Below are 20,840 nucleotides of genomic sequence, written 5' to 3'. Positions count from 1 at the left end.
TGAACCTAAAATGGTTCGAGGATTTAGGTTTGTTTAATATGTCGATTAAATACGCACTGTTACAAAATTAATTTGAAACCGCCGTATACGAGAGTACGTACGGTGGTGTGAGAGGGCGGGGGAGTAATCCCCCAACCTACTCGATTTTTTTGAAAGAGATTTATTATCTCATGTCAACAACTTCCACATCAGGGTTTGCAGCCTGATCGAAAACAAAATCAGAATCCTTAAATTTCACATTAGGCTCAAATTTCTTGATTTTAATGGTGATATTATTACCATCTTTTCCAATTGAAACAAGAGATTTTATTTCTAAACTTTTAGTGTCGATATTTAGTCTTATTTTCGAGAAAGGTCTTTCTTCATCCAAAGGAAATAGGTCTATTACATGAACCGTTCCACTTGCTATTTTTTGTTCCTCTATGTAGTTAAACTTAAACCCCGTTTCGTATAGACTGAAAATTTGTGTTGGGTTTAAACCAGCTTCTTCGTCATCTTCATCAGGTTCTTTTATGTTAACTTCTTCTGCATCTACAAGATGTTGGTAAATGGTTTTACCATCAAAATAAGTGTACACATTCATTAGATATAAGCGGTATTTATTACCCTTTAGAATAATATTACCATTAGAGCTCTCGTGAACATCTTCTTCTGCATTATCCATATTAAACGCAAACTCAGCTTTTACACTAGTATGTTTCTTATTGATTGCAGAAACTTTATCTAAGATCGTTTTTGCTTTATTTTCTTGAGCAGATACATTAAGACTTAAAATTGTTATTAATAGTAGCGAAATATATTTTATCATATTCTTAATATTTATTTTTTAATGGATTGAAATGTTTTGTAATGTATGAGTTAAATCAATTATTATGCCAATTTATGCTAATATCGAAGTTAATAATTTTTCTAGCGAATATTCATCAGAAATAAGAACTTGACGAGCTTTACTTCCTTCGAAAGGGCCAACGATGCCAGCTGCTTCAAGTTGATCGACAATACGGCCTGCACGATTGTATCCAATTGAGAAACGGCGTTGAATGGCTGAAGTCGATCCTTGCTGATTTCCAACAACTAAACGGGCAGCTTCTTCAAATAAAACATCTCGTTTTTGTAAATCAATTTCAGCTGTATTTTCACTGCTTTCAGCTACATATTCAGGTAATAGTAAGGCAGTTGGGTAAGCTTGCTGTCTCTGAATGTATTCAGTAAGAGCTTCAACTTCTGGGGTATCAACAAATGCACATTGCACACGAATCAATTCACTTCCTTGGGAGATAAGCATATCACCTCTACCTATTAATTGGTTGGCTCCAGGACTATCTAAAATTGTACGAGAGTCAATCATAGAGGCAACTTTAAATGCAATACGTGCAGGGAAGTTGGCTTTAATAACACCAGTAATAATATTTGTAGATGGTCGCTGTGTTGCAATAATCATGTGAATACCAATGGCACGCGCTAGCTGAGCGATACGAGCAATAGGTGTTTCAACTTCTTTACCAGCTGTCATTATTAAATCGGCAAACTCATCTATAATTACAACAATGTAAGGTAAGTATCGGTGTCCATTTTCTGGATTTAGTTTGCGAGTAACAAATTTTCTATTGTATTCGATGATGTTACGAGTGTGAGCTTTTTTAAGTAGGTCGTAACGAGCGTCCATTTCAACACAAAGTGAATTTAGAGTCGCAATAACTTTATGAATATCGGTAATAATAGCTTCTTCTTCCTCAGGAAGTTTAGCCAAGAAATGTTTCTCAATAGTTGAATAAATATTCAATTCAACTTTTTTAGGATCGATTAATACAAATTTAAGTTGAGAAGGGTGTTTTTTATAAAGTAAAGATGTTATAATCGCATTTAGACCAACCGATTTACCTTGTCCAGTTGCACCAGCAACAAGGAGGTGAGGCATTTTTGCAAGATCGAGTGTATAGATATCGTTCGAGATGGTTTTTCCTAGTGCAACAGGAAGCGCATACTTAGATTCTTGAAATTTCTTAGATGCAATAATACCCCTCATAGAAACAATTTCTGGTGTTCTATTTGGGACTTCAATACCAATGGTTCCTCGTCCAGGAATTGGGGCAATAATACGAATACCTAGTGCAGCTAAACTAAGAGCAATATCATCTTCAAGATTTTTAATTTTAGAAATACGAACTCCAGGAGCAGGTACAATTTCATATAAGGTTACTGTTGGACCAATTGTTGCTTTAATCTTAGTAATCTCAATTTTATAATTGCGCAGCGTGTCTACAATTTTGATTTTATTACTTTCAAGTTCGTCTTTACTTACCTCCGAATTGTTAATATGATGATCTTCTAATAAATCAATCGTTGGAAACTTATAGTTCGAAAGGTCAAGTGTCGGGTCGAAATCTTCCGTAGGGACATGATTAATTGAAACACTTTCGTCTTTAATATGTACTGTTTCAATTGTTAACTCAAGATTATCCTCTTGTGTATTTTCCTTTTGTTTTGGTTTAACATCAGTATCTATATCAAGATTAATTTCTGTTGTTTTATCAATAATTGGTAGTTCTTCTTTATCATCTTCCTTGAAAGTGGTATTAATTTCTTCATCAAGTATTTCTTCTTCTTCAGTTTCTTTTTCACCAAGCTCTTCTTCATCATCATCAACATCTTCAAGGTCGAATTTATTTGATTCAGGTTTTGGCTTTCTTTTAAAAGGTTTTTTCATGAAAGTAACTGCATTGTTAAAACTAAATGCAACTAGAGTAAAGAAGAAAATGATAATCAGGAATAGTGTTCCTATATTTCCTATAAGTGAAATTAGCCACTCGCTGATGAAATAGCCATGAGTACCACCCAAATAAAGAAAGTCTGTTGTGGTTGAATCAACAAATACGAATGCTAAAACAACTGAAGCCAATATACTGTATAGTAATGTATAAAGAATACTTTTTTTAAGGGATTGAAATTTTAATCCAAATAAGCGAAATGACAAAACGGTAAGGATATATAAAATAGAACATGCTGCTATTCCAAAACCTTTATTTATTAGTAGGTTAGAAAGAAAAGCTCCAGTTTTGCCTGTCCAGTTTTCGACCCTAATTCCTGAGTCAAAAAGGAGTTCTAGTAATTTAATATCTAATTTAGATTGATCGGCTCCTCCTGTAAAAAAGAAGGATACAAAAGCTAAGCCTAAATATATGGTAAATAAGCTAGAGCTAATTCCTAGAATAAATCGTATGCGGTCATCTTCTAAAAAAGAAGGTTTTGTAAACCATTCCTTTTTTGTTTTAGTGTTTCTTTTTTTTGCCATTGAGTCTGTTTTCCCTTCTTATAATCTGATGTGAAAGTAATAAAAATAGGGCGTATTTCCGCATGAAAATAGGCTTAGAAATTCTAGATATTCTCTATGTTATTAGATCTTAAAAGGAAACGAATGTTGTTGAATTTTATTGTTTGTGCAACACTGTGTAAGTAAAGAGTTAACGAATGTTAGGTGCTTAGGTTTTAAAAATAAAAAGAAGGATTAGATTTATTTCTAGCAGATAAGGACAGTTTATTATTTGAAGTTTGATAGGTATTTTATGATGGTTTTAGCATCAGATTTTACATATTCTGAGGGGATAATGAATTCATCCTTATTGACAGGTGCTAAACTAACATTTTGAGCAGAAAATTTAACTTTAAATTTATTCATTGTAGTTTCAAATTCTAGCAGAACACCATCTATTTTATTGAAAGGCGTATTTCTGTTCGGATTTTTTAATTGAATATCTTCGGTATAGTAAACATTAATAGGATTAGGTATATCTTCAATAGAAACTTTAGCCAACTTACATTTATAACCTGCAATTATTGTATCTGTTTTAAGATATTTGATTTTAGTTGCTAATTTTTTATTGTAAATAAAGGGAATTTCTTTATTACCAAATTCGTAATTCATTTTTTTGTTGAGAATCTTAAAAAGCATAGAGCTCTTGGGTTCATCAAATTTTGAAATGAATTTTGTACTGAAAAATCCTAAATAACCTTCGGATAAAACCAAAATATTATTGTTTTGAAATTTATACTCAACTTGTGTAGGAAGAAGAGCTATAATTGGATTCGAATCCTCACTGGTTTCATAATACAACTTATAAGTAATAGTACCTTCAGCATCAGCTTTAACGTTGTTCGATTTGCTAGAACAAGATATAAGTACTTGTAAGATGATCAGTATTAAAGCGGTGCGTTTCATATTGTAATTCGATTCTTTAATGAAAACAGAGAATAGTTAATGTTATGTAAGCTTTGATCTTAGAATGTTATCTAATTTAATCTATTTCTGGTGAAAGTAAACAATTACTTTGTAAATATCATCCTTGAAATTTGAAGAAGATTTATGTAAGCATCATTATTTATTGAGTTTAATTTGACTTATAAATTGCGTTAAATAAACACATTTCTATTTGGTTTAGATTGATAAAATGGATAAAAATGTGTTTTGTGATATTCATAATTATATAAAATATGAAAAACACATGCTGAATTGATTGACATATCTTATTTGAACATAACAGTAAAAGTTTATTGTAAATTCAAACGAGTGCATTCTTTTAAAAAGACTGTGTGTTGACTTTCAATTTTTTAGGTGGATTTATATTTTACAGTAAAATGCAATGTACTAAGGTGCTGACTTATAGTTAATAGAAATTTTTTTAAAATTTTAAAAAATCCATTGAAATATTGATAAAAATTCTAGATTTGTAGCTCAGAACTTAAACAACATAAATAATACCTAAAATGAATAAATTAGCAGTTGTAGCATTAGGTGGAAATGCCTTATTAAGAGGAAATCAAAAAGGTACAGTTGAAGAACAAGGACAAAATACTTTAGATACTCTTGAAAATCTTATCTTCCTTGTAAAAGAAGGATATGATGTTATTCTTGCTCATGGTAATGGTCCACAAGTGGGAAACATATTGATGAGAAATGATGCCGGAGAACAACTTTACAACATTCCTCAAATGCCTTTGGATATTGATGTTGCCGATTCACAGGGTGGAATTGGTTATATGATTGAACGAAACTTACGTAATATTCTAAAGAAAAATGGCATTGAAAAAGATGTTGTGACTCTTGTTACTCAAGTTATTGTTGATAAAAATGATCCTGCATTCGCAGATCCTGTTAAGCGTGTTGGTAAAATTTATTCTAGAGAAGAAGCAGATAAGTTAATTACTGAAAAAGGATGGATTTTTAAAGAGGAAGTTAAAACTGATGGAGGTTGGAGACGTGTTGTGCCTTCGCCAAAGCCAATTCGTGTATTAAATGAGAAAGTTATAGAGAACTTAGCTCGTCAAGGAAATATTGTGATTACAGTTGGTGGTGGTGGTGTTCCAGTTTCAGAAGATGAAAATGGTATGCTTTGTCCAGTTGAAGCTGTAATTGATAAGGATTTAGCTTCTGCATTAATTGGTGCTAGAGTTAAAGCTGACGAATTTTATATTTTAACTGATGTCTCTTTTGTTTATAAAGATTTTAAAGGTCCTAATGAGGAAAAACTTGAGTTCTTAAATCATGCTGATACAATGGGATATTTAGCAGATGGTACCTTTGCTGAAGGTTCTATGGCTCCTAAAATTCGTGCTTGTTTAAGCTTTATTGAGAATGGTGGTGGTAAATCAGTAATTACCGAAGCAACTAAGCTTGAAGATAGATCATACGGGACTAAGATTACAATGGAATACGAAGACTAAATTCTTTTGGATTTAGATTAAATAATACTTTTTTAAATTTCAGATTAGGCTTAATTTTGTGGGCGTAATCACTAAAAAAAATAGATACCATGAGCTTTAATTTAAAAAACAGAAATTTTCTGAAATTATTGGATTTTACTCCAAAGGAAATGCAATATATGTTAGATCTTGCTAGAGATCTTAAGAGAGCTAAGTATGCTGGAACTGAAGTACAGACTATGAAGGGTAAGAATATCGCTTTGATATTTGAAAAATCTTCAACTCGTACTCGTTGTGCATTTGAAACTGCTGCTTATGATCAAGGAGCTCACGTAACTTATTTAGGACCTTCTGGTTCACAAATTGGTGTTAAAGAATCAATGGCTGATACGGCTCGTGTATTAGGTCGTATGTATGATGGTATTGAGTACCGTGGATACGGACAAGCTATTGTTGAAGAATTGGGTAAGTATGCAGGTGTTCCTGTTTGGAATGGTTTAACTGATGAATTCCATCCAACTCAAATTTTAGCTGACTTTTTAACTATGTCAGAGCATATTGACAAGCCATTAAGCCAAGTGTCTTTTGCTTACTTAGGTGATGCTCGTAACAATATGGCTAACTCATTAATGGTAGGTGCTGCTAAAATGGGTATGGATGTTAGAATAGTTGGTCCTAACAATCTTCAACCAGAAAAAGAATTAGTTGCTCAGTGTAATGAGATTGCTAAAGAAACTGGTGCTACTATTACAATTACTGATGATGCAAAAGCAGGTGTTAAAGGATGTGATTTCCTTTATACTGACGTTTGGGTATCAATGGGTGAGCCTGATGAAGTTTGGAAAGAAAGAATTAGTATTTTGAAACCTTATCAAATCAATGCTGAGTTGATGGCTGCTACAGGAAACAAAGCTTGTAAATTTATGCATTGTCTTCCTGCTTATCACAACAGAGACACTAAAGTTGGAGAAGAAGTTTTCCAAAAATTTGGTATGGATGGTGTAGAAGTAACTGAAGAGGTATTTGAATCTGCTGCTTCTATCGTATTTGATGAAGCTGAGAATCGTCAACATACTATTAAAGCTGTAATGGTTGCTAGTTTGGGAGCATAATCTCAATCGCATTTATATACAAAAGGGTTCTTGATTTATTTCAAGAACCCTTTTCTTTTTTATCTGGCTTGGTGAGTGATTTGTAAACGTGTGTGTGTTTATTGTTTATGTTTCTTAAAAAAACATATAACATTTACCCAATTTAAATATTTTTGAATCTAAGAAGTATAATAACGTTGACTACTTAATAATAGACAAAACCCATTTACATTTATGTAAATGGGTTTTGGTTAATATGGTAATCTTATCTTAAAAAGCTAATGATGCTTTTAAAAAGGATATATGATATCGTTTAAAATAGAATTACTTTTTAGTGTTATCTGCCATTTTTAATTCATCCATTCTGATTTTGTTTTTCATCAAATCTTTTTTGAATTGACAGGAGCTACATCCTCCACAGATAGATCTATTTTTAGGTGGTTTTATTACTCTGTATAAATGAAAACCAGCATAGCTAACAGCAGCTAAAATGATTAGATATGTTATAATAAGTTGAAAATCCATAATTCGCTTATAAAAGATTAACAATTTGGTAGCTTATAAAGGATACAATCCATGCTAAAGTAGTTGTGTAAGCTACTACAAAAGCAGACCATTTCCAATTTGATTCCTTTGTTATGGTTGCTACCACCGCAATACACGGAAAATATATTAATATAAAAATCAAGAATGATAGGGCAGAAGCGTTGTCAAATACTTTTTCTCCATTTCTGTATGATCCTGTGAATTTTTGTTTTCGTAGATTATTTCTTAAACCTTCGCTATTTTCATCGCTGCCTTCTCCATTTTTATAAAGAACACCCATTGTACTAACTACAACTTCTTTTGCAGCTATTCCAGTTAGAATACTTACAGTCATTTTCCAGTCAAAACCAAGTGGATAAAAAACAGGAGCAATGCAGTTTCCTATTTGACCAATGTAAGATAGTTGCTGTTTTTCTTCAAGTTTTTCATTCATAATAGAAGTCGTTAATACTTCATAATCATGCTGAAGTTTAATTTCCTCTGTTGGATTTGCAGTCGAAAGATCTGTATTAAACTGAACTTCATTCTGAGTTAGTATTTTATCGTAGTTTTTAGAGTAATCAACATTGAGAGGGAAGTAGCCTAAAGCCCATATAATAATAGATGCGACTAATATAACGCCACCCATTTTCTTAAGGTATTCTCCACCTTTAGACCACATATGTATAATTGTAGACTTTAAAGTTGGAATACGATATGGTGGAAGCTCCATTACGAAAGGAGCCTCTTTACTCTTGAAAAAACTCGCCTTAAATACTTTGGCAAAAACAATTGCCAATAAAATTCCAAGCATGTATATACTAAAAAGAACTAAGCTTGATTGTTCTGGGAAAAATGTTCCTATAATTAGAATATATACTGGTAAACGAGCTGAGCACGACATAAATGGCGTAATCAACATGGTAAGAATTCTATCGTTTTTATTTTCAAGAGTTCTTGTGGCCATTAATGCTGGCACATTGCAACCAAATCCCATTACTAAAGGAATAAATGATTTACCATGTAAGCCAATTTTGTGCATTAATTTATCCATAATAAAAGCTGTACGGGCCATATAGCCTGTGTCTTCCATAAATGAAATAAAGAAAAATAAAATCAAGATATTGGGTAAGAAAACAATAACACCTCCAACGCCTCCTATAATCCCATCTACAAGTAAATCTTTCAATGCACCATCGGGCATAATAGTTTTAATAAACTCGCCTAAATATCCAATTCCAATTTCAATCCAATTCATTGGGTATTGTCCCAAGTGGAATGTCGCATAAAATGTCATGAACATAAAAAAGAAAAACAAGGGGAATCCAAACAGCTTATGTGTTAGAAAATTGTCGATAATAGCAGTTTTCCGTCTTCGTTTTATTGGATTTTCTTTGTAGGTTTCTTTTAAAGCTCCATCTATAAAACCATATTTGGCATCAGTAATTACTGTTTCACTTACTTCGCTAAAAGTAGATTCTATTACCTTTATTTCGCGTTCAAGACTCTTTTTTATCGTTTCATAGTTGGTGCACAATTTAATGTTTTCAAGAGCTTTTTCGTCACCTTCTAAAAGTTTGACTGCTAAAAAGCGAGGCGAAGCTATTGATAAAAGACGTCTACTGCATTTGATATATGCCTGAAGTTTTTCTATTGATTTTTCTACAGTAGCACCATAGTTTATATGTATATGTCGTACAATAGGATCTTTATCTTCATAAACATCAATTACTTTATCGAAAACGTTCTTAATTCCTTTTCCTTTTGAGCTAACAGTTGGGATGATAGGAATACCTAGCATTTTACCAAGTTTCTTATAATCAAATTGAGCACCATTCTTTTCTAGCTCATCATACATATTTAAGGCTAATACAACCTTAATATCCATGTCTATAAGTTGAGTGGTGAGGTAAAGGTTTCTTTCTAAGTTGGAGGCATCAACAACGTTGACAACAACATCTGGGCGTTTTTCTATTATGTATTCTCGAACGTAAAGTTCTTCGGATGTGTAGGCTGTTAATGAATAAGTTCCAGGAAGATCGACGACATCAAATTTATAACCGCTTTGTTTTACTTTAGCAAGTTTAGAATCTACAGTAACACCAGAGTAGTTACCTACGTGCTCTTTTGAACCAGATGCAAAATTGAAAAAAGTTGTTTTTCCTGAATTAGGATTTCCAACTAAAGCAATTTGAATATTTTTCCCTTTTTCATGAGCAGAAGTCTTCAGTGTCTCTTCGTCAATAATACCTCTAAAGTCTTTAGTTTTTAGAGAAGTAGCTTCTTTTATGGTGATAACTTCTATAAGTGCAGCTTCACTTCTTCGTAGGGACACTTGGTAGCCCATGATATTGTATTCAACAGGGTCTTTAAGTGGTGCTTTTTTAATTACGGTTACTTTTTTACCTTTAATAAAGCCCATTTCAGTAATTCTTTTACGAAATGCGCCATACCCCTGTACTTTTATTATAATACCTTCTTGATTATCGGTTAATTCAGAAAGTTTCATGTTTGGTGCGTATCAATAATATATAGAGTGAATGATATTCATTCACGAAAAAGCTAACCCCCAATTTTAAATCAATCTATTTTTGCTTGTTTTTAATCAAGTTCATTAGTAAAAAAAATAGGGGTTTAGTGTTAGACTATTTTAATTTAGTGCAAATCTAAATGAAAATGGCTTCAAAAACAATCACTACATATAGGTATTGTAATGGTTTTATTTAGTTAGTAAACTAAATTTGGTTGTATGTAACTAGGTCAAATGTCAGATTAATATCTATTTACATAATTTATAGATGAATATAAAAGTATAATATAAAAAAAAGAGCTATCGGAAATTTAATCGATAGCTCTTACTATTTTATAGGTTTATGACTTACTCTGTTAAATCTTCAAATTCAACTTGTGTAAAAGATTTAAGTTCCAAATCTTCAGTTATTTCAGAGGATATTTCAGTTGTAATTTCAATATCGTTTATAGATTTTTCTGAATTTTTTGAGACTGAGTTATTAGCTTCTCTAAGAACTCCAAGAGCTTCCAATAGGCCTTCTGAGAATTTATCAAAATCTTCTTTGTAAAGAAAGATCTTACGTTTTTCAAAAGTATAGTTTCCTTCTTTGTCGTATCGTTTTTTACTTTCAGTAATAGTTAGATAATAATCCTCATTTCGAGTGGCTTTTGCATCAAAGAAATAAGTTCTCTTTCCAGCTCTAACCGCGTTAGAATAAATATCTTCACGGTTTCTCTTTTCGAACTCTGCTTTTTTATCGTAACCTTCCATTTCTGAATGAATTTATGATATTATTTGTTTATTGATATTCCAAAAATAAAAAAAAAGTCTGTATTTACGCCACTTTTAGTCATAAATAATTCTAAACATTTGTTTGTTGTTTTGTTTAATAGTTGTGATGTATACTTCTATTTGATTATGTATTTATGTAGATAATGCTAGTGCCGTATTTATAAAGTAAAAACCCGGGTGTTTGTAATTGCATTAAAACTAGTATGTTAAGTCAGTCAGAGTGCTTTTTTACATTTTTTTTCACTTAGAATTAACAGTTTTATGTGGAATATTTTGGCATATCCTTTTAAATATGGGACGACTGGCTTTGGCTGATTAAAAAAAATAGCTACATTTGCAGACAGTTTAAAAATAAGATTTGTTGATGAAGCATGAGTATGTTGCAAAATACAATTTGTTTTTGCGATACTACATCTATATCATTCATTGAATCAGAGTAATAAACAAAGTTCTTTAAAAGTATGATTAGTAGAAGATTGCTGCGTGTTAAAGTGTTACAAATACTTTACGCTTATTACAAGAATGATGATCGTTCATTAGCAAAAGCCGAAAAAGAGTTGTTCTTTAGTGTTGGAAAAGCTTACGATTTATATCATTATTTACTTCTACTTCTTGTAGATGTTGCATTTATAGCTGAAAAGAAAATTGAAGCTGGTCGCAACAAATTGGTTCCTACTCCTGTAGATATTCATCCCAACACCCGTTTTATTGAGAATAAGTTGTTAAAGCAATTGGCTGAAAATGTTCAGTTAAATAGCTACGTAGAGGCTCATTCTATTTCGTGGTCAGATCAGGAAGGTTTTGTTAGAGGTCTATATAAGACCATTACAGAATCCGATCTTTACAGTAACTATATGAATGCAGAAAAAAACGATTTTGCTGCAGACAAAAAGTTGGTTGAGAAGATTTTCATGAATATCATTGCGAAAGATGATAACTTTTATTCTTTAATGGAAGATAAGAGTATTTATTGGAATGATGAAATTGAATTCATTTTGAGTATGGTTGTTCGTACTATCAAACAATTTAAAGATGGTGATAACGAGCATGTTTCGCTAATGTCATTGTTTAAGGATAGCGACGATGAAGAATTTGTAAGAGTTCTATTCCGTAAAACGGTATTAAAGCACGAAGAAAATTTAGGCTTGATAAAAGAGAATACTAAGAATTGGGATTTGGAGCGAATTGCTTTTATGGACATTTTAATTATGGAAATGTCTCTAACTGAAATTCAAGAATTTCAAAGTATTCCAATTAAAGCGAGTTTTAATGAGTATCTTGAAATTGCGAAATACTACAGTACCGAAAATTCAAGCACTTTTATAAATGGATTGCTTGATAAAATGATTAAAGATCTTCAGAAAGAAGGTAAGATAAATAAAATTGGACGAGGTTTGATTGAACAATCGAAACTCGCAAAATCATAATTTAGAAAGGAAGCTTGTTTATAGCTTCCTTTTTTTTGCATACGAATCTGTGTTTTAGTTTGTGTAAAAACTTAAATACAGGTTTGTTGTTTCTGAACAATTCTCGAATTTCTAAATATGATTACTTTCTGTTTATTCAATAGTTATGAGTTTATTTGAAATTATTTTGATTGCAGTTAGTCTTGCAATGGATAGTTTTGCTGTTTCTATTACAGCAGGTTTAATTTTGAAAGAATTTAATTCAAAACATTTTATTCGTATTGCTTTTTATATGGGCTTTTTTCAATCTCTTATGCCTGTTATAGGTTGGATGATTGGAACAAGTTTTAGACACTATATTATTAGTATTGATCATTGGGTAGCATTTTTTCTCCTTTTAGGCTTAGGTGGCAAGATGATATACGATGATTTAAAGTGTGAAGAGGATCATTGTTGTTTTAATCCAGAAAAAAGATGTGTTGTAATAGGCCTAGCCTTGGCAACTAGTCTTGATGCTTTAGTTGTTGGTGTTAATTTTGCTTTTCTCGATATGTCTATCATAACTCCTGTATACATAATAGGTCTTACGTCATTTGTATTATCTTTTATAGGTATTTTTATTGGTTGTAAATTGGGAGCAAAATTTAATTGGAAATTTACTTTAATTGGAGGTTTGGTACTAATTGGTTTAGGAACAAATATTCTTTACGAACATCTTACCTTTTAAACCTAAAAAGTACTTTTTGTTAAAAAAGTGCAAATTATTATTTTTGTGAGGAAATTTTGATTTAATTGCGCCTGTTTTAAAAATAGAGTCATGTTTTTTCGTCTTTTATATGTACTTGTTTTATTAATTTGTTTTTGTTCTTTGGAATCATGCAAACAAACCGTCCATACAGACAGTAAACTTGCTGATGGTTTTATTGAGAGTAAAAATGGGATAGATGAAAAACAAACATATCCTAAATTTGAGTTTACTAAGGAAATTCATAAATTTGGAGAAATTACCGAAGGTGAAATCGTTGTTTGTGAATTCTATTTTAAAAATGTTGGTGATTCTAATTTAATTATTAGAAATATTGAAAGTTCTTGTGGATGCACAGTTGTGAAATGGGAAAAGAAGCCAATAAAGGTTGGTGAAGAATCTAAAATTACTGTTGAGTTTGATTCTAAAGATAGACATGGTAAACAGTACAAGGTTTTGACTATATTCGCAAATACAAAACACAAAGTAAAAGAACTTAAAATTACAGCTATTATAAAGTAGCTATTAGTTGAAAATTTAATTTATAATCTAATATTTATATCAAATGCTTAATTTATTAAACATTGTGTTGATGACACAACCTCAAGAAGGACAAAGTCCTTATGGATCTCTTTTGATGCTAGGAGCAATAGTCGTTGTTTTTTACTTTTTTATGATTCGTCCTCAGATGAAGCGTCAGAAAGATCTTAAAAAATTCCGTGAAGAGTTGAAAAAAGGCGATAAAATTGTAACTACAGGAGGTATTTATGGTAAGATTATCGAGATGCAGGAAACAACTGTTATCATGGAAGTAGAAGGCAAATCTCGTTTGAAAATTGACAAGGTTGCTATTATTAAGGATATGAGTGATGTTGCTCAGAAATAAGAATCTGTAGTGAATTATTACTATTAAAATATTATAAAATGCGTTTTTCGTATTTTTGTTAGCCTAAAAGCTATTACTTTGTTGAGTAATAGCTTTTTTTATTTAAATTCATGTTTGAATAAATAGCATAAGGAAAGGCTTAACGAAAAAGCTTTTGTGATAGTTTAACCTCTTAAAATATAAGATTTTGACTTTGTCCGATTTCCCAAAAATTAAAGATCTATTTGATAAACAAAACATAAAAGCCAATAAAAAATTGGCAACATATATGTTTTTTGTGGTACTAGCCACCATCTTTTGGTTTCTTAATGCCTTGAGTAAGGAGTATACAACAACAGTGAATTATCCTGTTACTTATAAAGATTTTCCTTCAAAAAAAATCTTAAGTAATGAATTACCACAAGAGTTGGAGTTAACTGTAAGAGCATATGGCTTTGATTTGTTGAGATATAAATTGAGCTTTTTTCAGTCGCTTGATTTTCCTGTGAATCAATATACCAATAATAAAATGGAGAAGGTTGGTGAGAATAGTTTTCTATTTCCAACGAGTAGAATGACTAGCCAAGTTGCTACTCAATTGTCGTCAGCTATTAGTGTGACTCATATTTCACCAGATACAATTAACTTTCAGTTTTCATCTTTAATTGAGAAGAAAATACCTGTTCATCTTAATAAGGAATTGAAGTTTGAACCTCAATTTCGCTTAGAAAGTGATGTTGTGTTAAAGCCTGATAGTGTTTGGGTTATTGGTTCTAAGGCTATTATTGATAGTGTAAAACAACTTGAAACAGAACGTTTAGAACTTAAAAAGTTGAATGAAAATAAAACAAAAAGAATAAGTTTAGTAAAGATTGAAGGTCTAGATTTTGCTCAAAAGAGAGTTCAAGTACAATTGTTAGTGGAACAATATACCGAGGCGCAAAAGCAAATTAGCATCAACGTGATTAATGTACCAGATTCTGTTTTTTTACGACTTTTTCCTCACGAAATAAAGTTGTCGTATTTGGTAGGCTTAAAGGATTATGAAACCATTTCGAACGAACAATTTGAACTTGAGGCTGATTATTTGAAGATGGATACTATTAGAAATAAATTAACGGTTAATCTTATAAATTCACCTATGAATGTTTCTAATATTACTTTTTACCCAGAGGAAGTTGGTTATTTAATTGAGAAAAAGAATTACGAGGATAATTAAATTGTTGAACTTCACAGTTTGTCTAATTAAAATTTGATGATTGATGAATAAGCCATTGAGCATTGGTTTAACAGGAGGTATAGGTAGTGGAAAATCACTAGTTGCTGATTTTTTCAAACTACTTGGAGTATCTATTTATACTTCAGATATTGAAGCTAAGAGGTTAATGAGAACGAATAGTGTCATATGCAAAAGTTTGATTGAAGCTTTTGGAAAAAAAGTCTATTCTGTCACTGGAGAACTTAATCGCTCTGAACTTGCTAAAATTATTTTTAATGATAATGACGCACTCAAGAAAGTGAATAGTATAGTGCACCCTCAGGTACGTTTACATTATCAGAATTGGTTATTAGAACATATGGGTGAGCCCTATGTTATTCAGGAATCGGCTATATTATTTGATACCGGACTTTATACGAGTTTTGATAAGATTATTACTGTTACTGCTGATAAAGAAATCCGAATAAAAAGAGTTATAGAACGTGACTCTTGCTCGCGTGACTCTGTTTTGGAAAGAATGAATAAACAAATCTCAGAACAAGAAAAAATTGAAAAATCTGATTTTGTAATTTATAATAATACAGAACTTATTATACCTCAGATAATAAAAATTCATAAGCAGATTCTAGAGCTTTAATTATCTTTTAGATCTAGGTTGGTAATCTTTCTTAGTGGGCGTTAATTTTTGTTAAGTCTAGAATAATTATCTCAATACAAAGAGGTATTTCATGCTTCTTTTGTTTCTTTGTTTTTGTTACTGTTTCAAGAGTTAACTCTTGTGGCAATTTAAATTAAAAATTTTCGAAATAATAAATATGGCAAAATTTGGAAAATGGATCGTTGGAGGTCTTGGTTGGGCATTTTTAGGTCCAATAGGTGGGGTTTTAGGTTATTTTGTAGGATCAGCTTTTGATTCGGTAGATTTAAAAGCAACTTCAGGGAAACAGGGAACAACTCAGGGAGATTTTTTAATGAGTTTATTGGTTCTTGTTGCTGCAGTTATGAAAGCTGACGGCAAGGTGCTTAAATCAGAACTCGATTATGTAAAAGCATATCTTCTTAAGAATTTTGGTGCTGACAAAACAGGCGAAGCTTTAAGTTTACTACGTGATTTATTAAATAAAGATATTCCTGTAGAACAGGTTTGTGTGCAAATTAGGCAACAACTTGACTATTCATCACGATTACAACTTTTACATTTCTTATTTGGTATTGCTCAGGCTGATGGAACAATTGATGCTAAAGAATTGAGCATGATTGAGAGTATTTATTACCATATGGGGGTTAGATCAGCGGATTATAATTCCATTAAATCCATGTTTATTCAAGAGACCGGATGGGCTTATCAAGTATTGGAAATTGAAAAAACAGCTAGTGATGATGAGATAAAGAAAGCATACCGAAAGATGGCTGTTAAATATCATCCTGATAAAGTAAGTTATTTGGGTGAAGATGTACAGAAAGCTGCTAAAGAGAAATTTCAGAAAGTAAGTGAAGCTTACGAAAAAATAAAGAAAGAGAGAGCATTTGCATAATTATAAGGGTTTTGGGTAAAAAACATTTGTAATAAGTTTTTTTTAACCAATTGGAATTTTATTTTTGTGCTTCCAACTTAAAAAATAACAATATGTTGAAAGGAATATTAGCTATATCAGGACAGGCTGGTCTGTTCAAATTAGTTTCGAACACAAAGAGTGGTTTTATAGTAGAATCTTTAATTGATAAGAAACGTACTCCTGCACATGCGACTTCAAAGATTTCTGCATTGGAAGATATCGCTATCTTCACTGAAGAAGGAGATGTTCAATTACAAGAGGTAATTAAGAATATTAAGGAAAAGGAAAACGGTGGACAGGCTATTAGTCATAAAGCTTCAGGTAATGATTTGAAGGCTTATATGAGAGCTGTTTTACCAAACTACGATGAAGATCGTGTTTATGTTTCTGATATGAAAAAAGTATTTCAGTGGTACAATATCCTTCAAGAAAACGATATGTTGAACGAAGTTGTTGCTGAGAAAGAAGAAACTTCTGTAGAGGAATAAAGCATTAGTTTAAAGCATAAAGAAAGGCTGTCAATATTTTGACAGCCTTTCTTTTGTAATGTAGTATAGGTTTAAAAGTTTTCGTGATATGATGAATCCTTTAAGCCTTTTGTGTGTTTAAATTAAAAGAGCGATTGAGCTAAGCTTGTTTGATTATTTTATTTTTCCGTGTATTTATAATCATCGAAATTGTATACAGAACTAGGGCTATCCAAATCATACCAAAAGCTATGGCTTGTTCTCGACTGAATGTTTCTTTATACATCACAATTCCAATAATTAGCATAATAGATGGTCCTATATATTGCATAAATCCTAATGAGGATAAAGGGATACGCTGTGCACCTTTTGCAAACCAATAAAGAGGTAAGGTTGTTGCTACTCCTGACATAATGAACATGAAATCGACAAAACTGGAATCTGCAAATAGTGCACCAGTACCGAGTATCATTTTGTATCCAATAAAAGTGGCGGCAATTGGTGTTAGTATTAAGGTTTCAATGCTTAAGGCAGGCATTGCTTCAATTCCTGCAGTTTTTTTAATAAGTCCATAAAGCGAAAATGAAACGGCTAAACATATTGATATCCAGGGGAATTTGCCATAGTCTAATGTGAGGTAAATTACAGATATACAGGCAATTATTAGAGCTAATAATTTAAGATTATCTAATTTTTCTTTTAAAACAATAATGCCTAGCATAATATTCATTAAAGGAGTAATATAATAACCTAGACTTGCTTCAATAATTTGATTTGAGTTGACGGCATAAATGTACAGTCCCCAATTCGACCCAATTAATATCGAAGATAGAAGTAAACTGTTGCGTGTCTTTTTTTGTTTAAGCAAATCCCATATTCTTTGTTGTTTGGTGAATAGTAGCCATATAAATAGAAAAATAAAAGACCAAAATATACGGTGAGAAAGTATTTCAAGTGCAGGAATGCTATTGAGTAGTTTCCAATAGATGGGAAGTATTCCCCATGCGAGAAATGCCTGGAGTGTATAAATGTAACCTGCGGTAGTACTTGATCTTTTGTCCATTTTAAAATTTCAGTTTTACGAATGGCAAATGTAGTTAATTAGTTTATTTGTGGCTTTAAAATGAAGAAAATTGATAATTAGTTAGAGTTTCGAGATAGAGAATGAGCTTTAATAAATAGATTGTTTATGAGATAATTCTAATTAAAAGGGGTGAGTTCTTTAAATAAACCATTCATAATTATTATATTGCATTAATTTAAGCGTGTTTAGAGCGCTATTAATAACAAAAAAGTTCAAGCAATGCCACAAGGTACCGTAAAATTCTTTAATGAAACTAAAGGTTTTGGTTTTATTAAAAACAGTGAAACAGACGAAGATGTTTTTGTACACGCAACAGGATTAATTGATAAGATTAATGAGGGAGACGTTGTTTCTTTCGATGTTGTTGAAGGTAAAAAAGGGATGAATGCAGTCAATGTGAAAATTGACTAATTTTTAAAAAAATCAATTTAAAGCTCAATGTAAATTGGGCTTTTTTTATGCCTAATATTTTGATAAAAACGGTGTCGAAATAATGGTTATACTTAAAAAGCTAAGATAATATTAAGTTGAGGTCATTAATTTGTGTTAATATTTGAACGTTTTTTCATTATAAGTTAAAATTTATTTCATACATAAGTATCATATTAGTTGTCTCATGCAGCGTTTTCTTTGTGTTGGATATGGCTTTTTGTTAAAAATATTTGTTTTTAGAAATGATTATTTTCTATCTTTGTGCCGACAAATGATAAGATACCCAACGAAAAGGGTTTAATAGGGAATCACGCTGAAAACGTGAGCTAGAGGACAACTATAAATTGCACCAAGTCATCTTTTGTTTGATGATGTTAAATGGAATGATGTTGCTAATAGAAAGAGCCACGAGACCTATCTTATTGTAGTTTTCGCAATATAAAATTTAAGATCAGGTTTAAATTATTGAATTGTATATTTCACACAATTCTTTTTACTTGTTAATATATTTTAGCGAAGTATAGGATTGTAACTTTTAATTGTATCGTTATGCCATTATTGGATATGACTTTTTGCGAAAATGAGTATAGGGTAAATACTCAATTCAAGGTTTTTGACATGATATATAATTTCCATCATCCGATGGGAAGTTTTCCCTTATAACACATATTACAGATATTGATTTCCGATTAATTTTAGAATCAATTTCTAGAACTAGTTTTCTACACTTATAATTGCGCTTTATTATAGTTTGTACAGTATCTTAATTGATATGTTGTTTCATCTATATTCTTGTGTTAATTGAGTGTGATGCAAATGATCTTATTCTAATTTTGTTGTGAAGAAGTTGTATGCCTTTTATATCAATAAGTTTAGTTTATATTTTGACTGCGTTATTTTGAGCTGCAGTTGATAAATATTTTTAATTGATTTAGTAGAATTCTAAATTTAAGTCTAAATACTGTTATGCAATCTTTATTTCTTTCTTTTCAAAATATCCTTTATTTAAATGTCTATTTCCCGCCTGGAAGCTAGAGCATTTAGTTTGTACAATTATTTATAAAAATCATATCGCTTAAAAAATTAGGTTTAAGTGAATCCGCTTTTGTGCTTATTGCATATTGGTACTTGTTTTATTAAAGAACATAAGTGTTGATATATATGCAATGCATAATAGCTAACTAGATTTTCAGTTTAAAATTATTTATCGCATAAAGTAGGTTAAAATGACATTTTTACAAAAAAAGAATATGTTTTCATACCAATGGTTTTATCAATATGCCTTGGTTATTTTCGGAACATTTATCATGGCAATGGGATTTGTTTTCTTTATTGATCCTCATGGTATTGTACCCGGTGGTGTTTATGGTATAGGTATTATTGTAAATAACCTGACTCAGGGGATTTTTCCTGCAGGTCCTTTTGGAAATTTGCACACTCTAGGTGAACAGGGATTTTTAAGTTCTATAACTTACCCTTTTATGGATTATATCAATAATATGTTTATTCAATACAAGGGTGGAATACCTATTGGTTTTACAGGATTATTGATTAATATTCCTTTAACTTTTCTAGGTATAAAAGTTTTGGGACCAAAATTTGGAATAAAAACTATTTTGGGATTTATATTGTGTACTGTATTTATTGATGGTCTTACGGCATGGTGGGGATTAGTCGCTTTAGTCGATGATGTTCTTTTATCTTGTGTGTTTGGAGGAATTCTTATTGGTTTTGGTTTAGCACTTGTTTTTAAGGCTCATGCAACTACAGCAGGTTCTGATATTATTGCTATGATTATTGAAAAATATACTAGAATTTCATTGGGAAAACTGATGATTTATGTGGATTCGACCATTGTGCTTTGTAGTTTATTAGTAGATATAGATTGGCAGATTCCCCTTTATTCTTGGGTGGTGATTTATATTACGGGTAGGGTGATTGATATGACATTGCAAGGAGCTAATGTCGAAAAAGCTCTTTTTATTATATCAGATCAGTATGAGTTGATTCGGACTAAGATTATTGATGATTTAGATCGTGGAGGTACTTTTATAAAGGGACAGGGTATCTATAACAAGGCAGATAAAAACATTATTTTTGTGGTGCTTAATAGGAGAGAGATGACTCTTTTACAGGATTATATTCACTCTATTGATTCTCAAGCATTCATTACGGTAATGGAAACCAATGAGATTTTAGGAGAAGGGTTTAAGTCTCTTAGTGCCAAGGTTCAAGGAAATTAATAGGTAGCATGTTTAAATTTTAAGCAAGTAGAGGTTTGATGTATTTCAAATCTCTATTATTTGTATGTCGGGTATGTTAATGTGCTATCAAGATGAAATGTTCTTGAGTTCACCCAGTTGACAGGAAGAACTAGCAATTGGCAAGGGTGTTGTGGGTGACTGCAAATCTGAAGAAAGCCATCAGCAAAGTCATCGTTCTAACGAAC

19 protein-coding genes are annotated in these 20,840 nt (G+C 31.4%); 12 read left to right on the top strand and 7 right to left on the bottom strand.

Features of this window, described 5'->3' with window-relative positions:
* Positions 1-163: 163 nt before the first annotated feature.
* The 3 genes from EMN46_RS18110 to EMN46_RS18100 form a co-directional block, all read right to left on the bottom strand.
* Positions 164-808: an outer membrane lipoprotein carrier protein LolA gene (locus EMN46_RS18110; RefSeq protein ID WP_154202392.1), complete on the bottom strand. Its 645-nt coding sequence runs from the start codon at positions 806-808 to the stop codon at positions 164-166.
* Positions 809-880: 72 nt separating this feature from the next.
* Complete coding sequence (locus EMN46_RS18105) at positions 881-3,292, bottom strand: DNA translocase FtsK (RefSeq protein ID WP_154202390.1); 2,412 nt, start codon at positions 3,290-3,292, stop codon at positions 881-883.
* Positions 3,293-3,538: 246 nt separating this feature from the next.
* Positions 3,539-4,216 (bottom strand): hypothetical protein, encoded by a 678-nt coding sequence (locus tag EMN46_RS18100; RefSeq protein ID WP_154202388.1) that lies wholly within the window; start codon positions 4,214-4,216, stop codon positions 3,539-3,541.
* Between the two features lie 545 nt (positions 4,217-4,761).
* Between EMN46_RS18100 and EMN46_RS18095 the strand changes: the two genes are divergently transcribed.
* Both EMN46_RS18095 and argF read left to right on the top strand, forming a co-directional pair.
* A complete protein-coding gene (locus EMN46_RS18095) occupies positions 4,762-5,718 on the top strand; it encodes a carbamate kinase (RefSeq protein ID WP_154202386.1) in 957 nt (318 codons plus the stop codon).
* 89 nt (positions 5,719-5,807) lie between these two features.
* Complete coding sequence (gene argF, locus EMN46_RS18090; RefSeq protein ID WP_154202384.1) at positions 5,808-6,809, top strand: ornithine carbamoyltransferase; 1,002 nt, start codon at positions 5,808-5,810, stop codon at positions 6,807-6,809.
* 303 nt (positions 6,810-7,112) lie between these two features.
* Here the strand turns inward: argF and EMN46_RS18085 are convergent, their stop codons facing one another.
* The 3 genes from EMN46_RS18085 to EMN46_RS18075 form a co-directional block, all read right to left on the bottom strand.
* Positions 7,113-7,313 carry a FeoB-associated Cys-rich membrane protein gene (locus tag EMN46_RS18085; protein WP_154202382.1) on the bottom strand — a complete coding sequence of 67 codons (201 nt, stop codon included), beginning with the start codon at positions 7,311-7,313 and terminating at the stop codon, positions 7,113-7,115.
* Positions 7,314-7,320: 7 nt separating this feature from the next.
* A complete protein-coding gene (gene feoB / locus EMN46_RS18080) occupies positions 7,321-9,822 on the bottom strand; it encodes a ferrous iron transport protein B (RefSeq protein WP_154202380.1) in 2,502 nt (833 codons plus the stop codon).
* A gap of 369 nt (positions 9,823-10,191) precedes the next feature.
* Positions 10,192-10,596: a DUF3276 family protein gene (locus tag EMN46_RS18075; RefSeq protein ID WP_154202378.1), complete on the bottom strand. Its 405-nt coding sequence runs from the start codon at positions 10,594-10,596 to the stop codon at positions 10,192-10,194.
* A gap of 482 nt (positions 10,597-11,078) precedes the next feature.
* Between EMN46_RS18075 and EMN46_RS18070 the strand changes: the two genes are divergently transcribed.
* From EMN46_RS18070 to EMN46_RS18035, 8 genes are all read left to right on the top strand, one after another.
* Complete coding sequence (locus EMN46_RS18070; protein ID WP_154202376.1) at positions 11,079-12,044, top strand: transcription antitermination protein NusB; 966 nt, start codon at positions 11,079-11,081, stop codon at positions 12,042-12,044.
* A gap of 145 nt (positions 12,045-12,189) precedes the next feature.
* The gene (locus tag EMN46_RS18065; protein WP_154202374.1) at positions 12,190-12,750 is read left to right on the top strand and encodes a manganese efflux pump MntP family protein; all 561 of its coding nucleotides are present in this window, start codon (positions 12,190-12,192) and stop codon (positions 12,748-12,750) included.
* Positions 12,751-12,840: 90 nt separating this feature from the next.
* Entirely contained in the window at positions 12,841-13,290 is a 450-nt protein-coding gene (locus EMN46_RS18060; RefSeq protein WP_154202372.1) for a DUF1573 domain-containing protein, read from the top strand.
* A 43-nt stretch (positions 13,291-13,333) separates the two neighbouring features.
* Entirely contained in the window at positions 13,334-13,654 is a 321-nt protein-coding gene (gene yajC, locus EMN46_RS18055) for a preprotein translocase subunit YajC (protein ID WP_229130414.1), read from the top strand.
* 187 nt (positions 13,655-13,841) lie between these two features.
* The gene (locus tag EMN46_RS18050) at positions 13,842-14,852 is read left to right on the top strand and encodes a hypothetical protein (RefSeq protein WP_154202370.1); all 1,011 of its coding nucleotides are present in this window, start codon (positions 13,842-13,844) and stop codon (positions 14,850-14,852) included.
* A gap of 43 nt (positions 14,853-14,895) precedes the next feature.
* Entirely contained in the window at positions 14,896-15,489 is a 594-nt protein-coding gene (gene coaE / locus EMN46_RS18045) for a dephospho-CoA kinase (RefSeq protein WP_229130413.1), read from the top strand.
* 178 nt (positions 15,490-15,667) lie between these two features.
* Positions 15,668-16,387, top strand: coding sequence for a TerB family tellurite resistance protein (locus EMN46_RS18040; RefSeq protein WP_154202368.1), 720 nt, complete (start codon positions 15,668-15,670; stop codon positions 16,385-16,387).
* Between the two features lie 92 nt (positions 16,388-16,479).
* Positions 16,480-16,896, top strand: coding sequence for a DUF5606 domain-containing protein (locus EMN46_RS18035; protein WP_154202366.1), 417 nt, complete (start codon positions 16,480-16,482; stop codon positions 16,894-16,896).
* Positions 16,897-17,035: 139 nt separating this feature from the next.
* On the opposite strand, the gene rarD is transcribed toward EMN46_RS18035, so the two are convergent.
* On the bottom strand, positions 17,036-17,938 hold the full coding sequence (gene rarD / locus EMN46_RS18030; protein ID WP_154202364.1) for an EamA family transporter RarD: 903 nt from the start codon (positions 17,936-17,938) through the stop codon (positions 17,036-17,038).
* Positions 17,939-18,178: 240 nt separating this feature from the next.
* On the opposite strand from rarD, the gene EMN46_RS18025 reads away from it, so the two are divergent.
* Together EMN46_RS18025 and EMN46_RS18020 are read left to right on the top strand one after the other, a co-directional pair.
* Positions 18,179-18,370 (top strand): cold-shock protein, encoded by a 192-nt coding sequence (locus EMN46_RS18025; RefSeq protein WP_154202362.1) that lies wholly within the window; start codon positions 18,179-18,181, stop codon positions 18,368-18,370.
* Between the two features lie 1,247 nt (positions 18,371-19,617).
* Positions 19,618-20,634: a YitT family protein gene (locus EMN46_RS18020; RefSeq protein ID WP_154202360.1), complete on the top strand. Its 1,017-nt coding sequence runs from the start codon at positions 19,618-19,620 to the stop codon at positions 20,632-20,634.
* The last annotated feature ends 206 nt before the right edge of the window (positions 20,635-20,840 follow it).

Origin of the sequence: Ancylomarina sp. 16SWW S1-10-2, from assembly GCF_009669305.1 — a bacterium.
Lineage (GTDB): Bacteria > Bacteroidota > Bacteroidia > Bacteroidales > Marinifilaceae > Ancylomarina.
Note: the sequence above shows the minus strand (reverse complement) of the source record. Positions and strands in the feature narration are given on the sequence as shown.

Coding starts and splice junctions, on each gene's coding strand:
- EMN46_RS18100 (WP_154202388.1), bottom strand. CDS start 4,216: ATGAAACGCACCGCTTTAATACTGATCATCTTACAAGTACTTATATCT.
- EMN46_RS18105 (WP_154202390.1), bottom strand. CDS start 3,292: ATGGCAAAAAAAAGAAACACTAAAACAAAAAAGGAATGGTTTACAAAA.
- EMN46_RS18110 (WP_154202392.1), bottom strand. CDS start 808: ATGATAAAATATATTTCGCTACTATTAATAACAATTTTAAGTCTTAAT.
- EMN46_RS18095 (WP_154202386.1), top strand. CDS start 4,762: ATGAATAAATTAGCAGTTGTAGCATTAGGTGGAAATGCCTTATTAAGA.
- yajC (WP_229130414.1), top strand. CDS start 13,334: ATGCTTAATTTATTAAACATTGTGTTGATGACACAACCTCAAGAAGGA.
- EMN46_RS18070 (WP_154202376.1), top strand. CDS start 11,079: ATGATTAGTAGAAGATTGCTGCGTGTTAAAGTGTTACAAATACTTTAC.
- EMN46_RS18085 (WP_154202382.1), bottom strand. CDS start 7,313: ATGGATTTTCAACTTATTATAACATATCTAATCATTTTAGCTGCTGTT.
- EMN46_RS18025 (WP_154202362.1), top strand. CDS start 18,179: ATGCCACAAGGTACCGTAAAATTCTTTAATGAAACTAAAGGTTTTGGT.
- EMN46_RS18065 (WP_154202374.1), top strand. CDS start 12,190: ATGAGTTTATTTGAAATTATTTTGATTGCAGTTAGTCTTGCAATGGAT.
- EMN46_RS18060 (WP_154202372.1), top strand. CDS start 12,841: ATGTTTTTTCGTCTTTTATATGTACTTGTTTTATTAATTTGTTTTTGT.
- feoB (WP_154202380.1), bottom strand. CDS start 9,822: ATGAAACTTTCTGAATTAACCGATAATCAAGAAGGTATTATAATAAAA.
- argF (WP_154202384.1), top strand. CDS start 5,808: ATGAGCTTTAATTTAAAAAACAGAAATTTTCTGAAATTATTGGATTTT.
- EMN46_RS18075 (WP_154202378.1), bottom strand. CDS start 10,596: ATGGAAGGTTACGATAAAAAAGCAGAGTTCGAAAAGAGAAACCGTGAA.
- rarD (WP_154202364.1), bottom strand. CDS start 17,938: ATGGACAAAAGATCAAGTACTACCGCAGGTTACATTTATACACTCCAG.
- coaE (WP_229130413.1), top strand. CDS start 14,896: ATGAATAAGCCATTGAGCATTGGTTTAACAGGAGGTATAGGTAGTGGA.
- EMN46_RS18035 (WP_154202366.1), top strand. CDS start 16,480: ATGTTGAAAGGAATATTAGCTATATCAGGACAGGCTGGTCTGTTCAAA.
- EMN46_RS18040 (WP_154202368.1), top strand. CDS start 15,668: ATGGCAAAATTTGGAAAATGGATCGTTGGAGGTCTTGGTTGGGCATTT.
- EMN46_RS18020 (WP_154202360.1), top strand. CDS start 19,618: ATGACATTTTTACAAAAAAAGAATATGTTTTCATACCAATGGTTTTAT.